Genomic DNA, 25,268 nt, shown 5'->3' with positions numbered 1-25,268 from the left:
CGGCCGAGGCGCCAACGCCGCCAGGCCCGTCACCGCAGACACTCAGGAAGGCAGCCGACGATGACCGAACTCGCTCCCGGATTCCTCTGGGGAGCCTCCGGCGCACCGCACCAGATCGAGGGCAACAACCTCAACAGCGACTTCTGGGCGAACGAGGGGCACATTCCCGGCATGGAACGCAGCGGCGACGCCTGCGACAGCTACCACCGATACCGCGAGGACATGCAACTGCTCGCCGCCGCCGGGCTCGACGCGTACCGTTTCGGCATCGAGTGGGCCCGGATCGAGCCCGTCCCCGGCATGATCTCGCGGGCCGAACTCGCCCACTACCGGAGCATGATCGAGGCGGCCTTCGAACTCGGCCTGACCCCGGTCGTGACTCTGCATCACTTCACCAGCCCTCTCTGGTTCGCCCAGGAAGGCGGCTGGCTCGGCGACCGTGCGGTCGAGCGGTTCCGGGCGTACGCCGAGGCGGTCGCCCCGATCCTCGAAGGCGTCGAGTGGATCGTCACCATGAACGAGCCGAACATGCTGGCCATCATGGTCGGCATGGCGCAGGCCATGCGGAACCACCAGCCGGCCGGGGAGTGGCAGAGCCCCACTGTCGATCACGAGGGCCCGCGACCGCCGCTGCCGGCCCCCGACGTGAAGATCGGCGAGCGGTTGATCGAAGCGCACCACTCCGTACGGGAGGTTCTGCGCGAGCACACCACGGCCAAGGTCGGCTGGACGATCGCCAACCGCGCCTTCGTCGCCCGCCCGGGGGCCGAGGAGAAGAAACGGGAGCTGGAGTACGTCTGGGAAGACCTCTACCTGGCGGGAACGCGCGGCGACGACTTCGTCGGCGTGCAGTCGTACTCCAGCCAGTGGGTCGGCCTGGACGGCATCGAGCCCCACCCGCGGCACCCGGACAACACGCTCGTGGGAACCGCCTACCGGCCGGACGCCCTGGCCATCGCCGTGCGGCACACCGCCGAGGTCACCGGCGGCATGCCCGTCCTGGTCACCGAGAACGGCATCGCCACCCGCGACGACACCCGCCGGATCGCCTACACCGGGGAGGCGCTGAAGCACCTTGAGGCAGCGATCGCCGACGGCGTCGACGTACGCGGCTACCTGCACTGGAGCCTCTTGGACAACTACGAGTGGGGCCACTGGGAGCCGACCTTCGGCCTGATCGAGGTCGACCGGAAGACCTTCGAGCGCCGCCCCAAGCCCAGCCTCGCCTGGCTCGGCGAGACCGCCCGCCGCGCTCGCAACTGACCGTACCGCCACCGGAAGGACACACCGTGCAAGTATCCGTGCCCGACGTCTCGTCTCGCTCCCTGGCCGAACTGATCTCGCTGTCCGGGCGGCGCGCCGTCGTGACCGGCGCCGGCCGCGGCCTCGGCCGGGCCATCGCCGAGCGCATGGTCGAAGCAGGAGCCGACGTGCTCATCGCCGATATCGAGCAGGAGCTCGCCAGCGCCGTCGCCGAGGACCTGAACGCCGGCCGCCAGGGCTGCGCGCTGGCCGCCCACATGGATGTCACCGACGCCAGGAGCGTCACCGCGGCCGCCGACCTCGCGGTTCGGGAGCTCGGCGGGATCGACATCTGGGTCAACAACGCCGGGATCTTTCCCAACGTTCCCGCACTAGAGATGTCCGACGGGACCTGGGACCAGGTGTTCGCCGTGAATACGCGCGGTGTCTTCCTCGGATGCCGGGAGGCCGCGCGCCGGATGCACGAGGCCAAAAGCGGGGGCGTCATCGTCAACGTCGTCTCCACGGCCGGGTTTCGGGGAACGGCCCCCGGGCTCGCCGCCTACGTCGGCTCCAAGCATGCGGCCCGCGGCATCACTCGACAACTTGCCCTGGAATTCGGTCCGTTGGGAATCCGCGTCCTGGGCGTCGCACCGACGTACGTGCCGACAGAGGGGAACATGGCGGCGGCAGCGGCGGCCGTGCCCCCCACGGACTCCGAGGACATCACCTCCGTGATGCGTCCGGGCCTGCTCGGCCGGCTCGGCGTCCCCGACGACATCGCCCGTGTGGTGCTGTTCTGCGCGAGCGACCTCTCGGCCTTCATGACGGGGAGCACGCTCCTCGCGGACGCCGGAGGAACGATTTGATCCCCGGCCGAACCTGTCCTCCATAGGAGCCCCATGCTCTCTCCCCGCACCAGCCCCACCCGCGAAACAGTCAGCCTCGACGGCCTCTGGCGGTTCGCCCTCGCCCCCCACGCCGGTGCCGCTCCGTGGACCTCGCGGCTCGCCCCGCCCCTCGAAGCCCCCGTTCCCGCCAGCTACAACGACCTGTTCGTCGATCCGGAGATCCGTGACCATGTCGGTGTCGCCTGGTACCAGCGCGACGTGCGAGTGCCGCGCGGCTGGGCGCAGGAGCGGGTGATTCTGCGCTTCGGCTCCGTCACCCATGCCGCGCAGGTCTACGTGGATGACCGGCTCGTGGCCGAACACACCGGCGGCTACACCCCGTTCGAGGCGGACCTGACCGGAATCGTCCACCCCGGCGCGGAGTTCCGGCTCACCGTCGGCGTCGACAACCGGCTGACGAACGAGACGATCCCGCCCGGCACCGTCTCCACCGGCCCCGACGGCCGCGCACGCCAGTCGTACCTGCACGACTTCTACAACTACGCGGGCATCGCGCGCCCGGTCCGCCTGTGCAGCACACCGCTGACCTTCGTCAAGGACGTCACGGTCGTCACCGGACGGGACGGCGCGACAGGCACCGTCGACTACCACGTGGACACCGCCGGCGAGGCCGCCGACGTGAGTGCCGTCCAGGTGCGCGCGGTCGACGAGGCGGGCCGGACCGTGGCGGAGGCACACGGCCCCGAGGGCGTCCTCCGCATCGAGGATGTCACCCTCTGGCAGCCCGGCGCCGGTTACCTCTACGACCTCGTGGTGGAGCTGGTCGCCGACGGCGAGACCGTCGACAGCTACACCCAGCCCTTCGGGGTCCGCACCGTCGAAGTACGGGGCACCGAGTTCCTCATCAACGGCGAACCCTTCTACTTCACGGGTTACGGCAAGCACGAGGACACCCCCGTCCGGGGCAAGGGCCACGACGACGCCTACCTCGTCCACGACTTCCAGCTCCTGCGGTGGACCGGCGCCAACTCCTTCCGCACCTCGCACTACCCGTACGCCGAGGAGGTGCTCGACTACGCCGACCGGCAGGGCATCGTCGTCATCGACGAGACCGCCGCCGTCGGCCTCAACCTGGGTGTCATGGGTGGTCTCACCGGCGCCGCGCCGACCCCGACCTTCGCGCCGGAGAACTTCGGAGGGACCACCCGCGACGCCCACGCCGAGCACCTGCGAGAACTGATCGAACGGGACAAGAACCACCCGAGCGTGGTGATGTGGTGCCTCGCCAACGAGCCGGCCTCCAACGAGGACGGCGCCCGCGAGTACTTCGAGCCGCTGGTCGAACTGACTCGCAAACTCGACCCGACCCGCCCGCTCACCTACGCCGCGGTCATGTTCGCGACGCCGCAGAACGACCTGCTCGGCGACCTGTTCGACGTACTGAGCATCAACCGCTACTACGGCTGGTATCTCTTCACCGGCGACCTCGCGACCGCCGAGCAGTACCTGGAGCGGGACCTTCGCGGCTGGGCCGAGCGCTTCGGCAAGCCGGTCATGATGTCCGAGTACGGCGCCGACACGCAGTCCGGCCTGCACTCCGTCTGGGACACCCCGTGGAGCGAGGAGTACCAGAGCGACTACCTCGCCATGTATCACCGCGTCTTCGACCGCATCCCCGAGTTCGTCGGCGAACACGTCTGGAACTTCGCCGACTTCCAGACCTCCGCCGGCATCCACCGCGTCGACGGCAACAAGAAGGGCGTGTTCACCCGCGACCGCAAACCGAAGACGGCCGCGTTCGCCCTCCGCCGCCGCTGGCACGGCCTGGGCGGGCGCAAGCCCGGCCAGGCCACCGACGGCTGACGCTTCTCCCCGTTCCCCTCTCCCTGGTCCGCCAGGGCCGTCGGCGATCCGTACGACCACTCGCCGACCCGTTCCCATCGCGGCATGCCGCCCGCCCCAGCGACTGAGAAGAGACGCCCCACCATGCCCACTCCCCCTCCTCCGCCGCTCACCGCGCACAGCACCATCGACGCGTGGCTGGCCCACCCGAAAGGCGCGCCGCTCATCCAGGCGCTGCTGGACCAGGCCGGGGTACCGCAGGAGATGCTCGCCCCCGTCCGTACGCTCCCGCTCCAGCAACTTGTCGTCGTCAGCCAGGGGCAGCTGCCACAGGCGGTCGTCGACGAACTGGTGCTGCGTGTCAACGACGGCGTCGTGCCCACCGAAGAGAACGAGCCGGGCGGGTGGACCGAGCGTGTCACGCCCGGACGGTTCGACGGCAAGACCGTCATCGTCACCGGCGCGGCCGCCGGCATCGGCCGGGCGACCGCCTCGCGCATCGCGCGGGAAGGCGGCCGCGTGATCGCTGCGGATGTCTCGGCCGAGCGCCTCGAAGCCTTCGCCTCGTCCTTCCCCGACCGTGCGACAGTCGTCGTCGGCGACATCACCCGACAGGATGACATCGACCGGATCGTCACGGCTGCCGACGGCCGCATCGACGCCCTCGCCAACGTGGCCGGTGTGAACGACGACTTCTCACCGGTCCACGAAACCTCCGACGAGGTCTGGGATCGCGTCATCGGCATCAACCTCACCGGCGGCTTCAAACTGTCCCGCGCGGTCCTGCCGGTCATGATCGCCGCAGGTGCGGGCTCGATCGTCAACGTCGCCTCGGAAGCGGCGCTACGCGGCAACTCCTCGGGCACCGCGTACACCGTCTCCAAACACGGTGTCCTCGGCCTGACCAGGTCCGCCGCCTTCATGTACGGTCCGCACGGCATCCGGGTCAACGCGGTGGCCCCCGGGGGCGTGGCGACCGGCATCCCGATGCCCGCGCACCTCTCCCGGACGGGTTCAGCCCGCCTCGCCCCGTTCCAGCAGGCGATTCCGAGCCTGGCCACCGCCGAACAGCTGGCGGCCTCCATCACCTTTCTGCTCAGTGACGACGGCATCAACATCAACGGCGCCGTCCTCCCGTCCGACGGGGGCTGGTCGGTCCAGTAGTGCCCGTACCCGGTGGCAGCCGATCGTCAGGCGGGCCCGACAACGCGTTGCTCCGCGTTCAGCCCCACCAGTTCATCCGCTTCATCCACGAGCCCGTGTGCCGTCCTCCGCCAACGGCCGTGCCACCTGGCCTTCACGAGACGAAGGGACCCTCATGCCTCACAACGATCGCGACATCAGCGTGGCCGGACCCCCGCCGACCGAGTCGGCGAAGGACGGCGGCGAGGAGCCGGGAGGGCCGCCGAAGGACGAGCAAGAGGAGCCGGCCGGGCCCCCTGCCTCCGGGATCGAGGCCCCGCCGCTGAAGAGAATCGGCGCGGGGTACATCGCCTGGATGATGATCGCCAACTTCGGGGCCTCGCTGGCCCTGATGGTGCCGCTGTCCTACTCGCTCGCCCTGCGGATCTCCGACCTCGCCCCCGGGCGGGAGGAGTTGCTCGGTTACGTCACCGGGTCCGCCCAGTTCGTCTACCTGGTCATCAGTCCCCTGATCGGCTTCTGGAGCGACCGGACGCGCTCCCGCCTCGGCCGCAGAACACCGTACTTGATCGTCGGGACGGTCCTCGGCGTCGTCGCGCTCTTCGGTATCGCCAACGCACCGACCGTCCTCCTGGTGGGCCTGGCGTGGGCTGTCGGCATGGTCGGCTGGTCCACGGCCGGGCAGGCCATCCAGAACATCCAGGCCGACCGCGTACCCGAGGAACAGCGCGGCCGTATCTCGGCCATGACAGGCGTCACGAGCCAGATCGCACCGGTGATCGGCATAGGCATCGCCTACGCGGTAGCCTCCAGCACCCTCCTGGTGTTCCTGGTCCCGGGCGTCCTCGGAGCTGCCTTGCTGCTGCTGTTCCCGGTCTTCAAGCCGGAAGGAGATTCTCGTGCACTCGTCCACACGAGCGCTGTGACCCTCAGGGGCCTGGTCGCCAGCTACGGGTTCGATCCCCGGAAGTACCCCGACTTCGGCTGGAACTGGCTCGGCCGCTTCGTCTTCTTCATGGGCCTGTACTTCAACACCACCTTCGGCACCTTCTTCTACGCCCAACGGCTCGACCTGCCCATCAAGGAGGTCGCCGGCGTCGTGGCCTCGATCGGAACCATCGGGGTGCTGGCAGCAGCGGGCGGCGCCATCGGGGGCGGCTTCCTCTCCGACAAGCTCGGCCGGCGCAAACTGTTCACCCTGATCGGCTCCGCGATCTTTGTCGCCGGGGCCGTCATCGAGGCGTTCGCCTACTCGCTGCCCCAACTCATCGTCGGCGCGGTACTGATGCAACTCGCCATCGCGGTGTTCAGCGCCGTCGACCAGGCGATCGTGTTCGCCGTCCTACCGGACCGGGCCCAGGCCGGCCGCTATCTCGCGGTCGTCGCGTTCGCGCAGAAGATCCCCAGCGCCATCGCCCCGCTGATCGCCCCGCTCATCATCACCATCGGCGTCACGGGCGGCGACAAGAACTACACGCAGCTCTACCTGAGCGGTGCGGTCCTCGCGCTGATCGGCGGCCTGATCATCAAGCTCAAGGTCACGTCGGTCCGGTAGCGGGGCGTTCTTCCCCCTCGCCGGGCGGCGCCCCAGCCGTACGCGCGCCGCGGCAACCGTCCTGAGAGACAACAGAGTTCATCGAGTTCCGAAAAAGGCCAGGAAGGCAGGGCATGAACAACGCACCGTACGACCTGCGCATTGACAGCGGCGGTGACCAGTTCGCCGTATCGGGCCCCGCACCCCGCCTGTCGTGGAAGCCGCCGTCAAACGCGGGACGCGCGGAGAGATACGAGCTGGAGTGCACCGTGGACGGCACGCAGCAGCGCGCGGTGCGTACCGCGCCCGGCCGACACCGGTTCTTCCCTTGGCCCTGGGCGGCGCTGCGCAGCGGCCGGCAGGTCGCCTGGCGGGTCCGGGCCGGTGACACCGAGGACCCGTCGGCGTGGTCGGAGTGGCACGCGTTCGAGGTCGGCCTCCTCGACGAGGACTGGCAGGCGCGCTGGATATCGCCGGCCGAATCCGGCGACCCCGGCTATGGCAAGCGTCCGGCCCACGCCCTGACGACCCGGTTCGCGGCACGGGCCGGGGCGCGCTCGGCACGGCTGTACGCGACGGCGCTCGGCGTGTACGAGGCGTACGTGAACGGCGAGCGGGCCGGCGCCGCCGAACTGTCGCCCGGGTCCACCTCCTACGACCGCACGCTCTACGCCCAGGCATCGGATGTGACGGCCGCCGTCAGGGCGGGCGGAAACGTGATCGAGATCGTCCTCTCCGACGGCTGGTACCGGGGCCAGGTCGGCGCGTTCCGCCGGCCGGCCGGGTGGGGGACACGGCTCGGCGCACGCACCGAGCTGCACATCGCGTACGAGGACGGCTCGCACCAGGTGATCCGCAGCGACGAGACCTGGCGGAGCACACCGTCGGCCATCACCCGGGCCGACCTCATGGACGGCCAGACCACCGACTTCCGCGGCGGGCCCGGCAGCGGGCAGCCCGTCCTCGTCGACCAGGTCGAGGCGCCCTCGGTCGACTGGTCGCCGGCGCCGCCCGTCCGCATCATGGAGTCGCGTCCGGCACACTCGGTCAAGCAACTCGAAGACGGCCTCTGGATCGCCGACTTCGGGCAGAACGCTTCCGGCTGGATCGCCCTGAGCGACCTCGGACCGGCAGACACCCGCACCGTCGTCGACTACGGCGAGCACGTCGGAGCCGACGGCGACCTGACGACCGCCCACCTGGACTCCGTGCGCCCCGGCGAGGACCCGGTTCCCTTCGTCCAGCGCGACGAGGCCGTCTCCGCAGGCCTCGGCGAGACGTTCGAGCCGCGCCACACGGTGCACGGCTTCCGGTACGCGCGTATCCGCCGCGACGGCGCCCCGCTCGATGCCGCGAGCCTCACGATGCGCGTCGTCCACACCGATCTGCGCCGCACCGGCACCTTTGCGTGCGGCGACGACGACCTCAACCGCCTTCACCAGATCGCTGATTGGAGTTTCCGCGGCAACGCCGTCGATGTGCCCACGGACTGCCCGACCCGCGAACGCCTCGCCTGGACGGGCGACTACCAGGTCTTCGTGCCGACCGCCACGCGCCTGTACGACGTCCTCGGCTTCAGCCGCAAGTGGCTCCGCTCGGTCCGCGACGACCAGTTGTCCGACGGCCGGATCGCCAACTTCTCGCCCGACGGCCGCCGCATCAAGCACCACCTCGACGACCGGTTCGCCATGATGACCGGCTCGGCCGGGTGGGGTGACGCGATCGTCGCCGTCCCCTGGGAGCTGTACGAGTCCTATGGCGACCGGGAGGCCCTCGCCGAGAACGCGGAGGCGATGGTCCGCTGGGTCGAGTGGGCGCTGCGGACCGCCCGTACCGCCCGCCACCAGTCCCGTATCGAACGTTCCGCCGAGCCGCTGCCACACGAGCAGTACCTCTGGGACGGCTCCTTCCACTGGGGCGAGTGGACCGAGCCGAGGGCGAAGGCAGCCGACGGCACCCGCGTCGACCCGATCCGGACCAACCCCCTCGCGTGGTTCATGAGCGACAAGGGCGAGGTGGGCACGGCGTTCCTGTACCGCTCGACGTCGACCCTCGCCCGCGTCGCAAGGGTGCTGGGCCGCACCGGCGACGCGGCCCGCTACACCGAGACCGCCGAGCGCGTCCGGGACGCCTGGCGCACCGAGTTCCTCACTGCCGACGGACGCACCGCCGGCGACACCCAGGCCGCCTATGTACGCGCGCTCTCCCTCGGGCTCGTCCCCGAGGAGCTACGCGGGGCCGCCGCGGCGCGCCTCGTCGAGCTGATCCGCGCCGCCGACACCCACCTCGGCACCGGCTTCCTCGCCACCGGCGACCTGCTCCCCGTGCTCTGCGACACGGGCCATGCCGACATCGCCTACGAGCTGCTCCTCGGGCGCACCGCCCCGTCCTGGCTGTACCTGCTCGACCGCGGCGCGACAACCATCTGGGAGGACTGGGAGGGCGTCGACGAGAACGGAGACGCCCACGACTCCCTGAACCACTACAGCAAGGGCGCCGTGATCCGCTTCCTGCACACCCACACGCTGGGGCTGCGGCAGGTACCAGGGTCGGTCGCCTGGGAGACCTTCGAGGTCGCGCCCGTCACCCACCCGTCACTGAAGTGGGCCCGGGGCACGCACGAGTCCCCGCAGGGCACGATCACCGTCGAGTGGCGGATGGCCGGCGACGAACTGACCATCGCCGTCGACGTGCCGCCGGCCGCCACCGCACGCGTCGTCTTCCCTGACGGCACCACAGAGACCGCCACGGCAGGCATCTTCCGTGCCACTCGCTCTGTGGCGAAGGGGCGTGGAGAATGACCGGCGTTCTCGAACGGCGTCTCGTACTTGATCAGTCGCGTGGGCAAACCACCGTACGTACGGGCGCCCTGCGGGCGACCGGGCGTTCGGAGGTCCTGTTCGAGCCGGCCGATGCCCGGTCCATGCGACCGACCCGGTTCGCTCGCTGGTGAAAGCTGGTGGGCGAGCATCATCGCGGGCCCCGCGGGCTGTGACTCCCTCCTGGCCGCGATGGCCGCGGCGACGGTGCTCACCGCGGGCTCCTTGGGCGGAGCGGTGGGGCTCGTGGCGCTGGCGGTGGGACTGCTCCTGCTGGACGTGGCGGTGCAGTGCGGCCAGGTCGCCAACCAGGCCCGTATCTTCGCCCTGCGCCCCGAGGCCCGCAACCGTCTGAACACCGGTTACATGACGTGCGCCTTCCTCGGCGGCAGTGCCGGGTCGTGGCCCGGCACCCGCGCCTACGTACAGCTGGGCTGGGGTGCTGTCTGCGCCCTCATCGCCGTTGCCGCGTTCCTCGCCCTGGCCGCGTACCTGGTCGGTCGCCGTGGACAGCGCAGCGACCGGAACACACGGTCCCAGCCCGTCAGCGCATTGCGCTGACCACGGTCCACCTCGCGATCGCCCTGATGGCCCGCCGCCCCAACGGCGAGGCCCCCACCGAAGCGCACTTCAACCGTGCCGTCCTTCAGCGCCGGCCCGCCTGTGTCCGAATGCCGCGAGCACACGATCCGCACGATCGACGCGCATCACCGGGGCGATATCTTTCACCCACCCCCGAGACCCGACGCAGCAAATCCTAACCATGTGGTAACTTTTAATGCCGAGTCGCTGCGCGGGAACTGTCCGAACGGGCTTCCTTGAAAGGGTGAGCGCACCATGGGTGAGGCAAAGGCGCGCGGGCCGTACGCCAAGACACCGGCCCGCCGAGCGGAGATCGTACGGGCAGCACGCAACAGCTTCGCCGAGAACGGCTACGCAAAAGCCTCCCTGCGGGACATCGCGGAGCGGGCCGGCATCACCCACGCCGGCCTCCTCCATCATTTCCGCAACAAGGACGAGCTTCTCGCCGAGGTACTTGCCGAACGGGACTCCGAGGAGTGGCAGTGGGGCCTGGCGCAGGTCGACAGGCTGGAGCAACTCGCGCCCTACCTCGGCGAACTCATCCGCCACCATCAGAAGGCCCCCGAGCTGATGCGCCTGTGGATCGAGCTCGCCGCCGCGTCCTCTCGCACGGACCATCCCGCCCACGACTACTTCGTCGAGCGATACGAACGTGGCCGCACGCAGTTCGCTCAGGGATTCCATGACAAGGCGGCCGACAGTCGGCTGCGGGCCGACCTCAGCCCCGAGAGCGCCGCGGTGCTCTTCCACGCCGTGCTCAACGGGCTCCAGTTGCAGTGGGTGCTCGACCAGGACCTCGACATCATCGGACCCGTCAACGACTTCGTGCGCCTACTTCTCGACCGGGACGACCACTGACCTGTCCCTCAGCGAGGGGCCCCCGGGAGTGGGGCAAGTCAGCAGCAGACCGACGGTTAGCCAAACCGGCAGCACCACGGACAATCCTCACTTGGACACTCCAGGGCGCCCGGCCACGCGGCGTACAGTCCTCCGCCCGGGGGCGGGAAATTCGTCGGCGCCCCGTACCCGGGGCCGGAACACCGTCCGTGGATCTCCCCTTTTCCGGCGAAAGATCACCCGGTGCTTTCCGCAGCACGGGCAGTGGTTATCGCGCACGGTTAATTTCCTCCCGGGATATCCGGGAAAGTCCCTCGCGAAACGCGGGGCCGGCACCCGATTTGAAATTCTTCACTTGGACGGCCGCAATCGGATCTTCACCCGGCGATCGCCCGAAACCCTGCTTCCACACCCCGCTGACCAGCGCATCTCGGCCCGGTGGAGGAGAAGGAACGCAGGCAGGCGGGGGTGAACGGTGGCGGGCCGCCGTAAAAGCGGACGAGCCGGATATCGGGCGCCGCCACGCCGGGAAACGGGCAGACCCGAACCCGTGCACGACATCCTCGCACGGCATTACACTCCGCGTATTCCTCGCCGTGCGACAGTAGGCAAAGGACGAATTATCTTATGCGGGATAATACGAACGCCATCGCCGTTGTCGGAATGTCGGGCCGGTTCGCCGGAGCCCCCGACGCCGAGAGTCTGTGGACCCTGATGACCGGGCGCGGGGAATCCATCCGCCCCGTACCCGCCGACCGCTGGGACACCGCCCGTCCCCTCGACCCCGGCAAGGACGTGCAGGCAGTCGGCGGGTTCCTCGACGGAGTGGACCAGTTCGACGCGGGCTTCTTCGGGATCTCCCCGAGGGAAGCGGCCGACATGGACCCCCAGCAGCGACTGCTCGCGGAGGCCGCCTGGCGCGCCGTGGAGGACGCCGGATTACGCCCCGCTGATCTCGAAGGCTCCCGGACCGGGGTCTATGTCGGCGCCTCGTGGCACGACTACGAGATCCTCCGTACGGAACGCGGCGTTCCGCCCACCCAGCACAGTCTGGTCGGCGGCGCGCTGGACGTGCTCGCCGCCCGGATCAGCTATCTCCTGCGGCTGCGCGGCCCGAGCCTCACGGTCGAATCGGGCTGCTCCTCCTCCCTGGTCGCCCTGCACCTGGCCGTACAGGCGCTGCGGCAGGGCGAGGTGGACGCCGCGATCGTCGGCGCCGTCAATCTGATACTGGCCCCCGACGTCTCCGTCGGTCTCACCCATTTCGGCGGGCTCTCGCCCGACGGCCGCTGCGCCGCCTTCGCCGCCTCCGCCAACGGCTTCGTCCGGGGCGAGGGCGTGGCCGCCGTCTGCCTCAAACCCCTGGAACGCGCCCTGGCGGACGGGGACCGGATCCACGGGGTCGTCGAACGTACGGCGGTGAACAACGACGGCGGGGGCGACAGCCTGGTCACGCCCGACCCGCGCGCCCAGGAGGCGCTGCTGAGCAGTGTGTACGGGGACGGTCCCGGCGCCGTCCCGGTGGACTCCGTCGCCTATATCGAGGCCCATGGGACGGGGACCCGGCGCGGCGACCCCGCGGAGGCCACCGCGATCGGCCGGGCCGTGGGCCGGCACCGTACCGGCGGCCCCGTCCCGATCGGTTCGGTCAAGACGAACATCGGGCACCTGGAGGCCGCCGCGGGCATGGGCTCGCTGTTCAAGGTGCTGCTCGCGCTGCGCCACCGGGTCGTACCGCCGAGCCTGCACGCCGACGTGCTGAATCCGGACATCCCCTTCGACGACCTCAACGTACGGGTGCTGCGCGAGCCGCTCGAACTGCCGCGCACCGGGCCCGTACGGCTCGGGGTCAGCTCCTTCGGCTGGGGCGGCACCAACGCGCATGTGGTCGTGGCCGCCCCGCCCGAGGGGACCGGCGAGGGCGCCGCGCCCTCCGCGCCCCGGACGGGTGGCCGGTCCGGTTCTCCGTCCGCCGGGAGCGGCCGGCCGGCCACCGGGCTGCCCACGTTCGTACCGCTGTCCGCGCAGTCGCCCCCGGTGCTCGCCGAGCGGGCCGCCCAGCTCGCCGAGCGGGTGCCGAAGAGCGAGGTGGCCGTCGCCGAGCTGGCCGGGACGCTCGCCTGGCGCCGTGGCCACCTTCCGGTGCGGGCGGCGCTGCTCGCCACCACGCCCGACGCCCTCGCCGCCGCGCTCGCCGAGGTGGCCGACCGGCCCGAGGACGGCGAGCACCCGGCGGTGGTCACGGGACGGGCCGTCCCCCGGGGGCGCACCGCGTTCGTCTTCCCCGGTCAGGGCTCCCAGTGGAGCGGCATGGGGCAGGAGCTGTACCGGGAGAGCCCGCTGTTCGCCGAGGTCGTGGGGCGCTGTGCGCAGGCGCTGCGTCCGCATCTGACGTGGGATCCGCTGGACGTCTTCACGGGGAAGTCCGGCGACGCCTGGCTGGAGCGGGTCGACGACCTCCAGCCCGTGCTGTGGGCGATGTCGGTGGGGCTGGCCGAACTGTGGCGGGCGTCCGGTGTCGAGCCCGACGTGGTCGTCGGCCACAGCCAGGGCGAGATCGCCGCCGCCACGGTCGCGGGGATCCTGTCGTACGAGGACGCCGCGCTCGTCGTGGCACGGCGCAGCGCGGTCGTGCGCAGGACCTGCGGACGCGGGCGGATGCTGGCGGTGGATCTGGACCGCGAGGCGGCCCTCGCGGCCGTCGCACCGTTCGGGGGCCGGATCGCGCTGGCCGCGCACAACGGGCCGACCTCCTGTGTGCTGTCCGGGGACGGCGACGCCGTCCTCGCGCTGAAGGAGTCGCTGGAGGAGGACGGTACGTACTGCCGGCTCGTCCAGGTCGACTACGCCTCGCACAGCCCCCAGATGGCCGAGCTGCGCGAGGACCTGCTGGTCGAACTGGCGGCGGCCGTCCCCGGGCCCGGGAGCGTCGTACTGCACTCCACGGTGCGCGGGGAGCCGCTGGACGGCCGCGTGATGGACGCGGCCTACTGGGTGGAGAACCTGTGCAGCCCCGTCCTGTTCGCCGATACGCTGACCCGCGCTCTGGACAACGATGTCAGCCATGTCGTGGAGATCAGCCCGCATCCGGTGCTGACCCCGGCCGTCGAGCAACTGATCGCCGAAGGCGGGCGGCCCGCCGCCGCGTTGACGACCGTACGGCGGGGCGACGGTGGCCCCGACGCGTTCGCCCGCGCGCTCGCGCGCGGCTACGCGGCAGGTCTGGAACCCTTCGGTGACCTGCCCCGCTGCCGTCCGGTGCCGCTGCCGGCGCATCCGATGCGACCGGAGCGCCACTGGCTCCCCGACGGTACGGCGGCGGCGCGCTCCGGGGCGGCCCGCGGCCTCGACGTCCGGCTCGTCCCCTCGCCCGGCGAGCGGGACGTCTGGCACGGGACCACCGAACTCGCGGTCGGCGACCTGCCGTGGCTCGCGGACCACCGGGTGCACGGCACCGCCGTCCTGCCGGGCGCCGCGACCCTGGTGCTGGCGGTCAACACGGCGCGGGCCAGGACCGGTTCGGTGCCGCGCGCGCTGCACGACATCACATTGAGCGCGGCGGTCGCGTTCGGTGAGGGGCCCGAGCGACTGGCCGCCGAGTGGCGTGACGACATCGCGGAGGGCGGCAGCTTCCGCCTCCTGTCGCTGCCGGAGGGCGGATCCGCCTGGACCGGGCACGCCACGGCGCGCGCCGACTACCGGGAGACCGCCGAGCCGCTGCCCGGCCTCCCCGGGTGGCTCGACACGGCGGCGGCCACGGAGCCGGGGCCGTTCTACGAGGCGTGCGCCGCGCGGGGGCTCGACTACGGGCCCGCCTTCCGCTGTGTACGCGCGCTGTACCGGGCGCCCGGCGGACGCGAGGCGGTGGGCGAGGCGGTGCTCGCCGAGACGCTGCTGCCCGGCGCGCGACCGTATCCGCTGCACCCCGCGCTGTGGGACGGCGCCCTCCAGGTCTCGCTCGCGCTCTTCGAGCAGGACGCGGCGCACACGGCGCTGGTACCGACCGCGCTGCGCCGGATCCGGCTGCCCGAACGCCCCGTGGGCCCGCCGGTCGACCGGGTGTGGTCCCATGCCGTCCGGCACGGGAACGGCGACGTGGACGTACGGGTCTTCGACGGTGAACGCCGCCTGGTGCTGGCCATGGAGGGGTTACGGCTGGAGGCGCTGGCCGGCGCCGAGGCGGCCGGCGCGGCGGACGCCGCCCGGCTGCACCGGCTGCGGTGGACCGAGGCGGGCTGTGCTCCACGGCCCGGCGGCGCGCCGCACGGACCGTGGATCGTCTGCGGCGCCCCGGGCGGCATCGCGGAACCGCTCGCCGACGCGCTCACGGCCACCGGCGCCGAGGTGACGCGCGTGACCACGGGCGGGAGCCGGGGCGCGCTCGGCGGCGTGGTCGACGCCGAGGGCGTCGTCTTCGCCGCTCCCCCGGCCGACGCGGGCCTCCCGGCCCAGCAGCGCGGGCTCGACGCGCTCACGGACGTCGTCCGCGCGTGCGCCGCGCTGACCGTCGAGCCGCGGCTGACCGTGGTCACGTCCCTGGGCCAGGCGGCCGCCGCCGGAGACCTCCCCGACCCGGGGGCCGCCCTCTACTGGGGCTACGGCCGGGTTCTGCGGCGCGAGCACGGGGAGTTGGAGCCCCGCGTCGTCGACGTGGACCCGGCCGACGCCGGCTGGGCCGGCGCCTGCGCCGCCGAAGTCCTCGGCGCGGACCGCGAGGACCAGGTCGCCCTGCGCGCGGGCACCCGCCTGGCCGCCCGGCTCACCCGGACAGGCGCCCTCGGGGCGGCGGAACCCGACACCCCTCGCCCGCCGCTGCGCACCGCCCGCCGCCCGTTCCGGGTCGCCTCCACGCGACCGGGGCGATGGGAGGGCGTGGTGTGTCTGCCGCTGGCCGGACGGCCGCCGGGCCCCGGGGAGATCGGGATCGAGGTCACCGCCGCCGCGCTCAACTTCATCGACGTGATGAAGGCGCTCGGCACCTACCCCGACCCCACGGGCGGCGCCCGGCTGCTCGGCGGGGAGTGCGCGGGCCGGGTCGTCTCCGTCGGCCGGGACGTGACCGGGTTCCGCCCCGGGGACCGCGTGGTGGCCTGTGTGTTCGGCTCCCTCGCCAGTCAGGTGACGGTACGCGCCGACCACGCCAGGCCGGTCCCTGACGGGCTCGGCGACCCGGAGGCCGCGGCGCTGCCGCTCGCCATGGCCACCGCCTGGTACGGGCTGGCCGAACTCGCCCGTCTGGAGGCGGACGAGACGGTGCTGATCCATTCGGCCGCCGGAGGTGTCGGGCTCGCCGCCCTGCGGGTCGCCCGGCTCCTCGGCGCCCGGGTCGTGGCCACCGCCGGGAGCGAGGCCAAGCGCCGGTATCTCACCGGCCTCGGCGTCGCCGACGTGTTCGACTCGCGGGATCTCGGCTGGGCGGCCGCGGTACGCGAGGCCACCGGCGGGCGCGGCGTGGACGTGGTGCTCAACTCCCTGACCGGGGCGGCGATCGAGGCAGGTCTCGGGGTGCTCGCCGAGGACGGCCGCTTCGTCGAACTGGGCAAGAAGGACATCCACGGCGGTCACCGGATCTCCCTGGACGCCTTCCGCAAGGGCGTCAGCTTCTCCGCCGTGGACCTGGCCGGGCTGATGGAGCGCAGGCCGCGGCGGTTCGCCCGGACCTTCGCCGACGTCTGGGAGCACATCGCCGAGGGCCGGCTCGCCCCGCTGCCCGTGCGCACCCGCCCCTTCTCCGAGGCCGCGGAGGCGCTGCGCGAGATGTCCCACGGCGACCACATCGGCAAGTTCGTCCTCACCGCCCCGGAGTCCGTCGCTGCGGTGGCGCCCGTACCGCTGCCGGACGGCCGCTTCCGGGCCGACGCCACCTATCTCGTCACGGGCGGCCTCGGCGCGCTCGGCCTGTCCCTCGCGGAGTTCCTGGCGGACCGGGGGGCGGGCGCGCTCGCCCTGCTGGGCCGGTCGGCGCCGACCGCCGACGCGCAGCGGCGGCTGGCGGCGCTGCGGGCGGCCGGGACCCGGGTCGAGACCGTACGGTGCGATGTGGCCGACGCGGCGGCCCTGGGCGAGGCGCTGGAGCACGTACGGGAGGAACTGCCGCCGCTGCGGGGCGTCTTCCACGCGGCGGGTGTCCTCGCCGACGCCACGATCGACTCCCTGACCCCGGACCGCACCGCGACCGTCCTGGCGCCCAAGGCCGTGGGCGCCCGCAATCTGGACGCGGCGACCGCGGCGGACCCGCTCGACCTGTTCGTGCTGTTCTCCTCCGCCGCCGCGCTGGTCGGCAACGCCGGGCAGGCCGCGTACGCCGCCGCCAACGCCTCCCTCGACGCGCTGGCCGAGAGGCGCCGCGCCCGGGGCCTGCCCGCGCTGAGCGTGCAGTGGGGGCCGTTCTCCGACATCGGTCTCGCGGCCTCGGACGAACGGCGCGGTGCCCGGCTGACGGAGCGTGGCATGGGCGGCTTCCCGGCGCACGAGGCCTGGCCCGCGCTGGTGCGGATGCTGGAGCACGACGAGCCGGTCGTCGGTTACGTACCCCTCGACCCGAAGCGGTGGTTCGACGCGTACCCCGACACGGCCGCGCTGCCGAGCTGGGAGCTGCTGCGCGCGGCGGCGGCCGCCGACGACGGCGCCCCCGCCCCGGCGGCGGGCGGGCTGCGCGAGCGGCTGCTCACCGCTCCCCCGGACGCCCGGGCATCCCTCGGCGAGGCCACGGTGCGCGAGCTGGCGGGGCGGGTGCTGCGGCTCCCGCCGGAACGGGTCGGCCCGGAGACGCCGTTCAAGACGCTCGGCCTCGACTCGCTGATGAGCCTGGAGCTGCGCAACCGGCTGGAGGCCGCGTTCGGCACCCCGCTCTCCCCGACCCTGCTGTGGACCCACGGCACCGTACGGGCGCTGTCCGGGGCGCTGGTCCGGGAGCTGGTGGCCGGGGAGCCGCCGACGCGCTGACCGGGGTACGCCCCGTCCGGGGGCCGGCGGACGGCCCCCGGACGTCCCCGGGCCCCCGGGATCCGTACGGGTCCCCGGCCGTCCCGGCACCGTCCGGCCGGCGGCCGACCGCACCGGCCCGCCCTTCCGAGGAGGAGACATGTCCGAGCCCTTGAGCCTGCCGCTGACCGCCTACCAACGCGACATCTGGGTGGCGAGCGCCCTCGACGAAAGCCATCCGCAGTTCAACTGTGTCGTGCACGAGCGCCTGGCGGGACGGGTGGACGTCCGCGCCCTGCGCGCCGCTCTGGCCCGCGCGGTGCGGCGCAACGACGCGTTCTCGCTCTCCTTCGACGCGCGGGACGAGATACCCCGCCAGTGGAAGGACCCCGAAGTCGGCGCCGCCCCGGACAGCGCGCTCGTCACGGTCGTGGACCTCTCCGACGAGCCCGACCCGCGCGCCGCGTGCGCCACCTGGGTCGAGCGGTCGCTGGCCCGCCCGTTCCCGCTGCGCCGCGGCCGGATGTTCGAACTCACCCTGCTCAGAGAGGGGCCAGGCGCTGTCCACCTGGTCGTCAAGGCCCACCACATCATCACCGACGGCTACGGCGTCTTCCTCTTCACCGAGCAGGTCTTCGAGGACTACGGGCGGGTGAAGGGGGGCGGCGAACCCCTGGCCGGAAGCGCCCCCTCCTACCTGGACTTCATCGAGGAGGAGGCCCGTTACACCGCCTCGCCCGAGTTCCGGCGGGACCAGGAGTTCCACCGCCGGGCGCACGCCGACACGGTGCCCGCGCTCTTCAACCGGGGCGCGGCGGCCACCGGCCCGTACTCCTCGTCCGGACCGGACTCCCCTCCCGGACCGGAGCCGGCCATGGGCCGGTACACCTTCACCGTCGACAGCGCGCTCGTCCGGCGGCTGCGCGAACAGCAGCGGCTGGTGTTCCCCGTCGTGGCCGCGGCGTTCGCCACGTATCTCGGCCGGATCCACCGGGCGCGGGACGTGGTGCTCGGTATCCCCCTGCTCAACCGCAGGACCGGCGAGGAGCTGGCGACCGTCGGCCACTTCGCCAACATCCTCCCCCTGCGGGTACGGACCCCCGGCACGGCGACGATGCGCGAGATCGGCGCGGCCATCGAGACCGGCGGCGACGAACTGCGGCGCCACGAACGCCTGGCGCTCGGCGATGTGCTCCGGGCGCTGCCCCGCGGCAGCGGGAGCGCGCCGCGTCTGTTCGACGTGACGCTGTCGTACCTGCCGATGCCTCCCAGCCCCGGTGTCGCCGGGCTCACCCGCGAGACCAGCGGGTCCGCGCCCGCGCACGCACAGGACGCCATCGCCGTCCATGTCCTGCACACCCGGGGCACCGACGACGTGCGGATCACCCTCGCCTACGGGCGGGACGTCCTGGACGAGGACTTCCCCGTGGCGGCGCTGGCCGGTCACCTCACCGCCCTGATCCGCGGGGCGGTCGAGGAGCCGGACCGGCCGGCCGGGACGCTGCCCATGCTGGGCGCGGCCGAGCGCCGGAAGCTGGCGGCCGCCGCGCGCGGGCCCCGGATGCCGTACGCGGACGGCCGGACCCTGCACAGCCTCTTCGAGGAGCGGGCCGCGCGCACCCCGGAGCGGAGGGCGGTGCTGTCGGGCGCGGCGGGCGGCGACACCTCCCTGACCTTCGGCGCGCTCGACGTGGCGGCGAACCAGGTGGCGCACTCCCTGCGGGCGGCCGGGGTCCGCCCCGACGACCGGGTCGCCGTGCTGATGGAGCGCGGTCCGCTGACGTTGGTGGCGGTCCTCGGTGTGCTCAAGGCCGGCGGCGCCTATGTGCCGGTCGACCCGGGCCATCCGCCGGCGCGGATCGCGTATGTGCTGGAGGACAGCGGCGCCAAGGTCGTCCTGGTGGGCCCCGACCGGCCCGGCGCCGACGGTACGGAGGCGACGGGCGGCGTGCGGGTGCTGCGGGTCGGCGATCTGCCGCCCGCTCCGGCCACACCGCCCGAACCCACCGCCACCGCGCGTGATCTCGCCTATGTCATCTACACCTCGGGCTCGACCGGCAGGCCGAAGGGCGTGATGGTCGAGCACCACTCGGTCGTCAACCGGCTGGCCTGGATGCAGCGCGCGTACCCCATCGGCGCGGACGACGTGATCCTGCACAAGACGCCGATCTCGTTCGACGTCTCGGTGTGGGAGTTGTTCTGGTGGGCCGTCGAGGGCGCCGCGGTCGCACCGGCCCCGGTCGGCGCCGAGAAGGACCCGCGGGCGCTGGCGCGTACCGTCGCCGAACGGCGGGTGACCGTCGCGCACTTCGTGCCCTCGATGCTCGGCCCGTTCCTCGACCTGCTGGAGGAGTCCCCACAGCGGCGCGCGGAGGTCCGCTCGTTGCGGTACGTCTTCTGCAGCGGCGAGGCCCTGCCGCCCGCCCGCGTCGACCAGTTCAACCGGATCTTCGGCGCGGACGGTGCCCACCGGCCGGCGCCCGAGCTGGTGAATCTCTACGGACCGACCGAGGCGACCGTCGACGTCTCCTGGTACGCGTGCCCGGCGGACCCCGCCCGGCCCGTGGTGCGGGTGCCGATCGGCCGGCCGATCGACAACACCGATCTGTATGTGATCGGCGACCACCCGGACGAGCCGCAGCCGTTCGGGGTGCCCGGCGAGCTGTGCATCGCCGGGGCGGGTGTCGCCCGCGGCTATCTGGGCCGCCCCGGGCTGACCCGGGAGAAGTTCACCGCGCACCCGTCGGCCCCCGGCGCACGCCTCTACCGGACGGGCGACCTCGCGCGAGTGCTCGCCGACGGCACCATCGAATACCTCGGCAGGATCGACGGGCAGGTGAAGATCCGGGGCAACCGGGTCGAAACCGGTGAGGTGGAGCACCATCTGTCGACCGCCCCCGGGGTGCGCGGCGCCGTCGTCGACAGTGTGACGTCGGAGCGCGGCACCCAGCTCGTCGGCTACTACGTCGCCGGCGAACCGGTCGAGGACGGCGCGCTGCGCGCCCATCTCGCCCTGGGTCTGCCGGAGTTCATGATCCCGGCGTATCTGGTACGTATCGACCGCGTCCCGCTCACCCCCCACGGCAAGACCGACCGCCGCGCCCTGCCCGCGCCCCGGCCGGCGGGCGCCGCGTCCGGGACGGAGGCCGCCGCGCCCCGCGACCGGACCGAGGCGACGCTCGTCTCCGTCTGGGCCGAGGTGCTGGGGCAGGAGGACATCGGCGTCCACGACGACTACTACGCGCTGGGCGGCGACTCCCTGCTGACCATCAGGATCCAGGCCAGGGCCGCCCGGCTCGGCGTCCACTTCGCCCCGAACGACCTGGTCCAGCACCCGACCGTGGCGGCGCTGGCCCCCCACTGCACCACCGGAGCGCGCGAGCAGGGCCCGGACCTGGCCCCCTTCGCACTGGTCCCCGAGGAGTCACGGGCCCGGCTGCTGCGCGAGGGGGACGTCGAGGACGCGTTCCCGCTGACCCGCCTCCAGCTCGGGCTGATCTATCACAGCGCGGCCCGCGAAGGGTCCGCCGTCTACCACGACGTCTTCCACTACTCCTTCCGGCTGCCGTGGAGCGAGTCCGCCTTCCGGCGGGCGTTCGGCCTGCTCGCCGCCCGTCATCCCGCGCTGCGTTCCTCGATCGACCTCGGCGGGCACCCGGAACCGCTCCAGATCGTGCACCGGCGGGTCACGGGGGGCCTTGTCGTCGTCGACCAGCGCGGCACACCGGAGGCGGAGGCGGACGCGGCCCTCGACGCGCACATCGAGGGACAGCGCCACCACAGCTACGACCTGTCGACCGGGCCGCTCTGCCACTTCCGGGTCCATGTCCGCGAGCACACCGTGGAGCTGGTGCTCAGCTTCCACCACGTGCTGCTCGACGGGGGCAGTGTGGCGAGCCTGCTGCGGGAGCTGCTGGAGGAGCATCTGCGCGCCCTGGGCGAGATGAGCGGCCCGGCCCCCGAGAGCCCGCCGCCCTCCCCCGCCCACCATGTCCTCGCCGAGCGCGCGGCGCTGGAGTCCGCGGAGGACCGGCGGTACTGGCGGGAGCGGCTGGAGGGCGCGCGGGCGCTCGCCCTCGACGGCTTCAGGACCGCCGCGCCGGTGACCGGGGAGCCCGGCTTCGTCTCCCACCGGGCCGCGCTGCCCGCGGGGCTGGAACAGCGGGTCGGCGCCTTCTCCCGTACCCACGCCGTCTCCGTGAAGTCCGTGCTCTTCGCGGCGCACTGCCTGACGCTGCGGCTGTTCTCCGGGCAGCACGACCTGACCACGGGGCTGCTCACGCACGGCCGTCCCGAGCGCGCCGACGGGGACCGCACCGCCGGTCTGTTCGTCCACACCATGCCCGTCCGGATGAACGACGCCGCCTCCACCTGGCTCGCCGCCGTCCGCGAGGCGCACCGGGAGGAGCGGCGCGGCCATCCGCACCGCCACTACCCGCTCAGCGCCATCCAGGAGGACTCCCCGCACGGGCCCGCCGTGCGGACCGCGTTCAACTACGTCAACTTCCATGTCCTCGCACCGGTGCTGGACCGCCCCGATGTCGCGCTGCGGTCGGTGCGCACCTTCGAGGAGACCGACTTCCAGCTCCTCGTCAACGCCGTCACCGATCCGGGCGACGGCACGCTCTGGCTGCGTGTCGACGGGGACGGCCGCACCTTCACCCCCGGCCAGGCCGCGCTGGTCGCCCGTGCCTACACCGAGATCCTCACCCGCGTCCTCGACCGCCCGGACGACCCCGCCGACCTCGGCTTCCTCGCCACCACGGGCGCGCTCGCCGCCGCACCGGCGGTACGTGACCCGGGGGCCACCGCGGAACCGCTGGACGTCGTACGGCTCTTCGCGGGCCAGGCCGCCCGCACCCCGGACTCCGTCGCCCTGGTCCAGGGGACGCGGCGGTGGACCTACCGGGAGCTGGACCGGACCGCGGACCGGATCGCCCGGCGGCTGACCGGCCTCGGCGCGGGGGCCGGGGCCCGGGTCGGCGTCGCCATGGACCGCGCGCCGGAGACGGTGGCGGTGATCCTGGCGGTGGCGAGGGCGGGCGCCGCGTGCGTCCCGCTGGACACCGGCTACCCGGCGGAGCGGATCGCCGCGATGCTGGAACAGGCGCGGCCGGTACGGGTCGTCGCCCACCGCGCCCACGCCCATCTGGTCGGCGACCCGGCCGTCCTGCTGCTCGCGGAGGACCTCGTACGGGAGACACCGGATCTGCCGGAGGACGGCCCCGCACTCCCCGGGGTGGATCCCGCCGCCACCGCGTACGTCCTGTTCACCTCCGGCTCCACGGGCCGGCCCAAGGGCGTGGTGATGCCCCACCGCTCGCTCGCCGCGATGGTGGCCTGGCAGAACCGCCGGCCCAGCGGCGCGGCCGGGGGCACCACCCTGGGGTACGCGCCGCTCAGCTTCGACGTCTCGTTCCAGGAGATCTTCTCCACGCTCTGCTCCGGGGGCACCCTCGTCCTGGCCACCGAGGCCGAACGGCGCGACATGCCGGCCCTGCTGCGCCTCCTCGACCGGCACGGCGTCGAGCGGATCTTCCTGCCGTACGTCGCCCTCCAGCAGCTCGCCGAGGCCGCCTGCGCGCTCGGCCCGGTGCCCCGCCGGCTGCGGACGCTGGTCTCCTCGGGCGAACAGCTCCGGGTGAGCGAGGAGATCCGCCGGCTGTGCGCCCTGCTGCCGGGCGCGGTCCTGGAGAACCAGTACGGGCCGACCGAGTCGCATGTCGTCACCAGCTTCACCATGACCGGCGACCCGGCCGCCTTCCCGCCGCTGCCGCCGATCGGCACCCAGGTCGACGGCGCGGAGGTCCTGGTCCTGGACGAGCGGATGTGTCCGGTTCCCGTCGGCGTCAGGGGGGAGATCCACCTCGGCGGCGTCTGCCTGGCCGACGGGTACACCGGAGCGCCCGAGCTGACCGCCGAGCGGTTCGTGCCGCATCCGGACGGCGGTGACCGGCGGCTGTACCGGACCGGCGACCTCGGCTATGTGCTGCCGGGCGGCGACATCGTCCACACCGGACGCGCCGACACCCAGGTCAAGATCCGCGGCTTCCGGGTCGAGCCCGCCGAGGTGGAACTCGCCGTCGCCCGCCATGCCGCGCCCGGCTCCGGCGTCCGCGAGGTCGCGGTCGTGGACCGGCGGCGCGGTACGGACGCCTTCCTCGCCGCGTTCCTCGTGGGCGACCCGGAACTGACCGACCTCGGAAGGCTGGGGGACGAGCTGCGGGCGGCCCTCCCGGAGTATCTGGTCCCCTCCCACTACGAGTGGCTGCCCCGGATGCCGCTCACACCCAGCGGCAAGCGGGACGATGCCGCGCTGCGCCGGGCCGAGCTGACGACGACGGCGCCCCGGCCCGGCCGCCCGGCGCGTGACGCGTTCGAGCGGACCCTCGTGGAGCTCTTCGCCGAGCTGCTGGACCTTTCCGCGCCGGGCGTCCACGACAGCCTCTTCGAACAGGGCGGCACCTCGATCACCGCCATGCGCCTCGTCATGCGGATCGAACAGCGTCTCGGTGTGCGCCTGCCGCTGTCCGCCCTCGTCGCGGCGCCCACCCCCGCCGCCATCGCGGAACACCTGCGTACCTCGGACGCCGCGCCCGGCCCCCGCGACGTGGTGGTGCCCTTCCGGCGGGAGGGTGACCGGCCGCCGGTCTTCTTCGTCCATCCGCTGGGCGGCAATGTGCTCTGCTATCTGGCGCTGTCCCGGCACCTCCCCGACGACCAGCCCTTCTACGGGCTCCAGTCGGCCGGGTTCGTGCCGGGCACCGAGCCGCACCGTTCGATCCCGGAGATGGCCGCCGCGTACGTCGAGGCCGTCCGGCGGGTGCGGCCGCACGGTCCGTACATCATCGGCGGCTGGTCGTTCGGCGGGTTCGTCGCCTTCGAGATGGCGCGGCTGCTGCGGCGGGCCGGCCAGGAGGTGCTGGCGCCGATCCTCCTCGACACGGTCGCGCTCAGCCCGGACGCCCCCCGGGACCTGAGCGACCGGTCCCTGCTCCACTTCTTCTTCTGGGAACTCCTGTGGGCGGACGGCGGCAGCGACACCCCGGTGGAGGAGCTGTCCCGCGAGGTCGGCTCCGAGGAGGAGGTGTTCCGGCGCGTGGCCGAGGTCGCCGAGCGGAACGGGATCCTGCCGCCCGGCGACTCCCACGCCGCGGTCCGCCGTCTCCACGCCGTCTTCCAGGCGAACTACCAGGCGCTGATGGACGAGCGCTCCGAGATCGGCGACCTGGACCTGACCCTTCTCCACGCCCAGGGCGACCTGCCGGACGTGCTCAGGCCCCTGCACGACGGGGCGGGCTCGCTGCACGGCGACCCCACCAACGGCTGGCGGACCAGGACGACCGGGGCCATCGAGGTCATCGACGTCCCCGGCGACCATCTTCAGGTCGTCGAGGAACCGTACGTGAAGTACGTGGCGGAACAGATCACGCACCTGGTGACGGCGAGCCTCCCGGACGCCGTCGACGGAACCCGAGGAAAGCGGTGACGAGG

At 72.7% G+C, this 25,268-nt stretch carries 10 protein-coding genes; all 10 read left to right on the top strand.

The window, feature by feature from the left end; translation table 11 throughout:
• Window positions 1-60: 60 nt before the first annotated feature.
• The 10 genes from ACIQ7D_RS00755 (at window position 61) to ACIQ7D_RS00710 (ending at window position 25,263) form a co-directional block, all read left to right on the top strand.
• Window positions 61-1,263: a family 1 glycosylhydrolase gene (locus ACIQ7D_RS00755; RefSeq protein ID WP_403931859.1), complete on the top strand. Its 1,203-nt coding sequence runs from the start codon at window positions 61-63 to the stop codon at window positions 1,261-1,263.
• A 26-nt stretch (window positions 1,264-1,289) separates the two neighbouring features.
• Window positions 1,290-2,111, top strand: a complete 822-nt coding sequence (locus ACIQ7D_RS00750) for an SDR family NAD(P)-dependent oxidoreductase (protein WP_403931856.1) — start codon at window positions 1,290-1,292, stop codon at window positions 2,109-2,111.
• Window positions 2,112-2,144: 33 nt separating this feature from the next.
• Window positions 2,145-3,956: a beta-glucuronidase gene (gene uidA, locus ACIQ7D_RS00745; RefSeq protein ID WP_403931853.1), complete on the top strand. Its 1,812-nt coding sequence runs from the start codon at window positions 2,145-2,147 to the stop codon at window positions 3,954-3,956.
• Window positions 3,957-4,079: 123 nt separating this feature from the next.
• Window positions 4,080-5,099 (top strand): SDR family NAD(P)-dependent oxidoreductase, encoded by a 1,020-nt coding sequence (locus ACIQ7D_RS00740; protein ID WP_403931850.1) that lies wholly within the window; start codon window positions 4,080-4,082, stop codon window positions 5,097-5,099.
• 154 nt (window positions 5,100-5,253) lie between these two features.
• A complete protein-coding gene (locus tag ACIQ7D_RS00735; RefSeq protein ID WP_403931848.1) occupies window positions 5,254-6,633 on the top strand; it encodes an MFS transporter in 1,380 nt (459 codons plus the stop codon).
• A gap of 113 nt (window positions 6,634-6,746) precedes the next feature.
• Complete coding sequence (locus ACIQ7D_RS00730) at window positions 6,747-9,413, top strand: family 78 glycoside hydrolase catalytic domain (RefSeq protein ID WP_403931845.1); 2,667 nt, start codon at window positions 6,747-6,749, stop codon at window positions 9,411-9,413.
• Between the two features lie 210 nt (window positions 9,414-9,623).
• Entirely contained in the window at window positions 9,624-9,992 is a 369-nt protein-coding gene (locus ACIQ7D_RS00725; RefSeq protein ID WP_403931842.1) for a hypothetical protein, read from the top strand.
• A gap of 276 nt (window positions 9,993-10,268) precedes the next feature.
• Window positions 10,269-10,871: a TetR/AcrR family transcriptional regulator gene (locus ACIQ7D_RS00720; protein ID WP_403931839.1), complete on the top strand. Its 603-nt coding sequence runs from the start codon at window positions 10,269-10,271 to the stop codon at window positions 10,869-10,871.
• Window positions 10,872-11,477: 606 nt separating this feature from the next.
• Window positions 11,478-17,795, top strand: a complete 6,318-nt coding sequence (locus tag ACIQ7D_RS00715; protein WP_403931836.1) for an SDR family NAD(P)-dependent oxidoreductase — start codon at window positions 11,478-11,480, stop codon at window positions 17,793-17,795.
• 139 nt (window positions 17,796-17,934) lie between these two features.
• A complete protein-coding gene (locus ACIQ7D_RS00710; RefSeq protein ID WP_403931833.1) occupies window positions 17,935-25,263 on the top strand; it encodes an amino acid adenylation domain-containing protein in 7,329 nt (2,442 codons plus the stop codon).
• Window positions 25,264-25,268: the final 5 nt, after the last annotated feature.

It is taken from the genome of Streptomyces sp. NPDC096310 (assembly GCF_044763125.1).
GTDB lineage: Bacteria > Actinomycetota > Actinomycetes > Streptomycetales > Streptomycetaceae > Streptomyces.
Note: the sequence above shows the minus strand (reverse complement) of the source record. Positions and strands in the feature narration are given on the sequence as shown.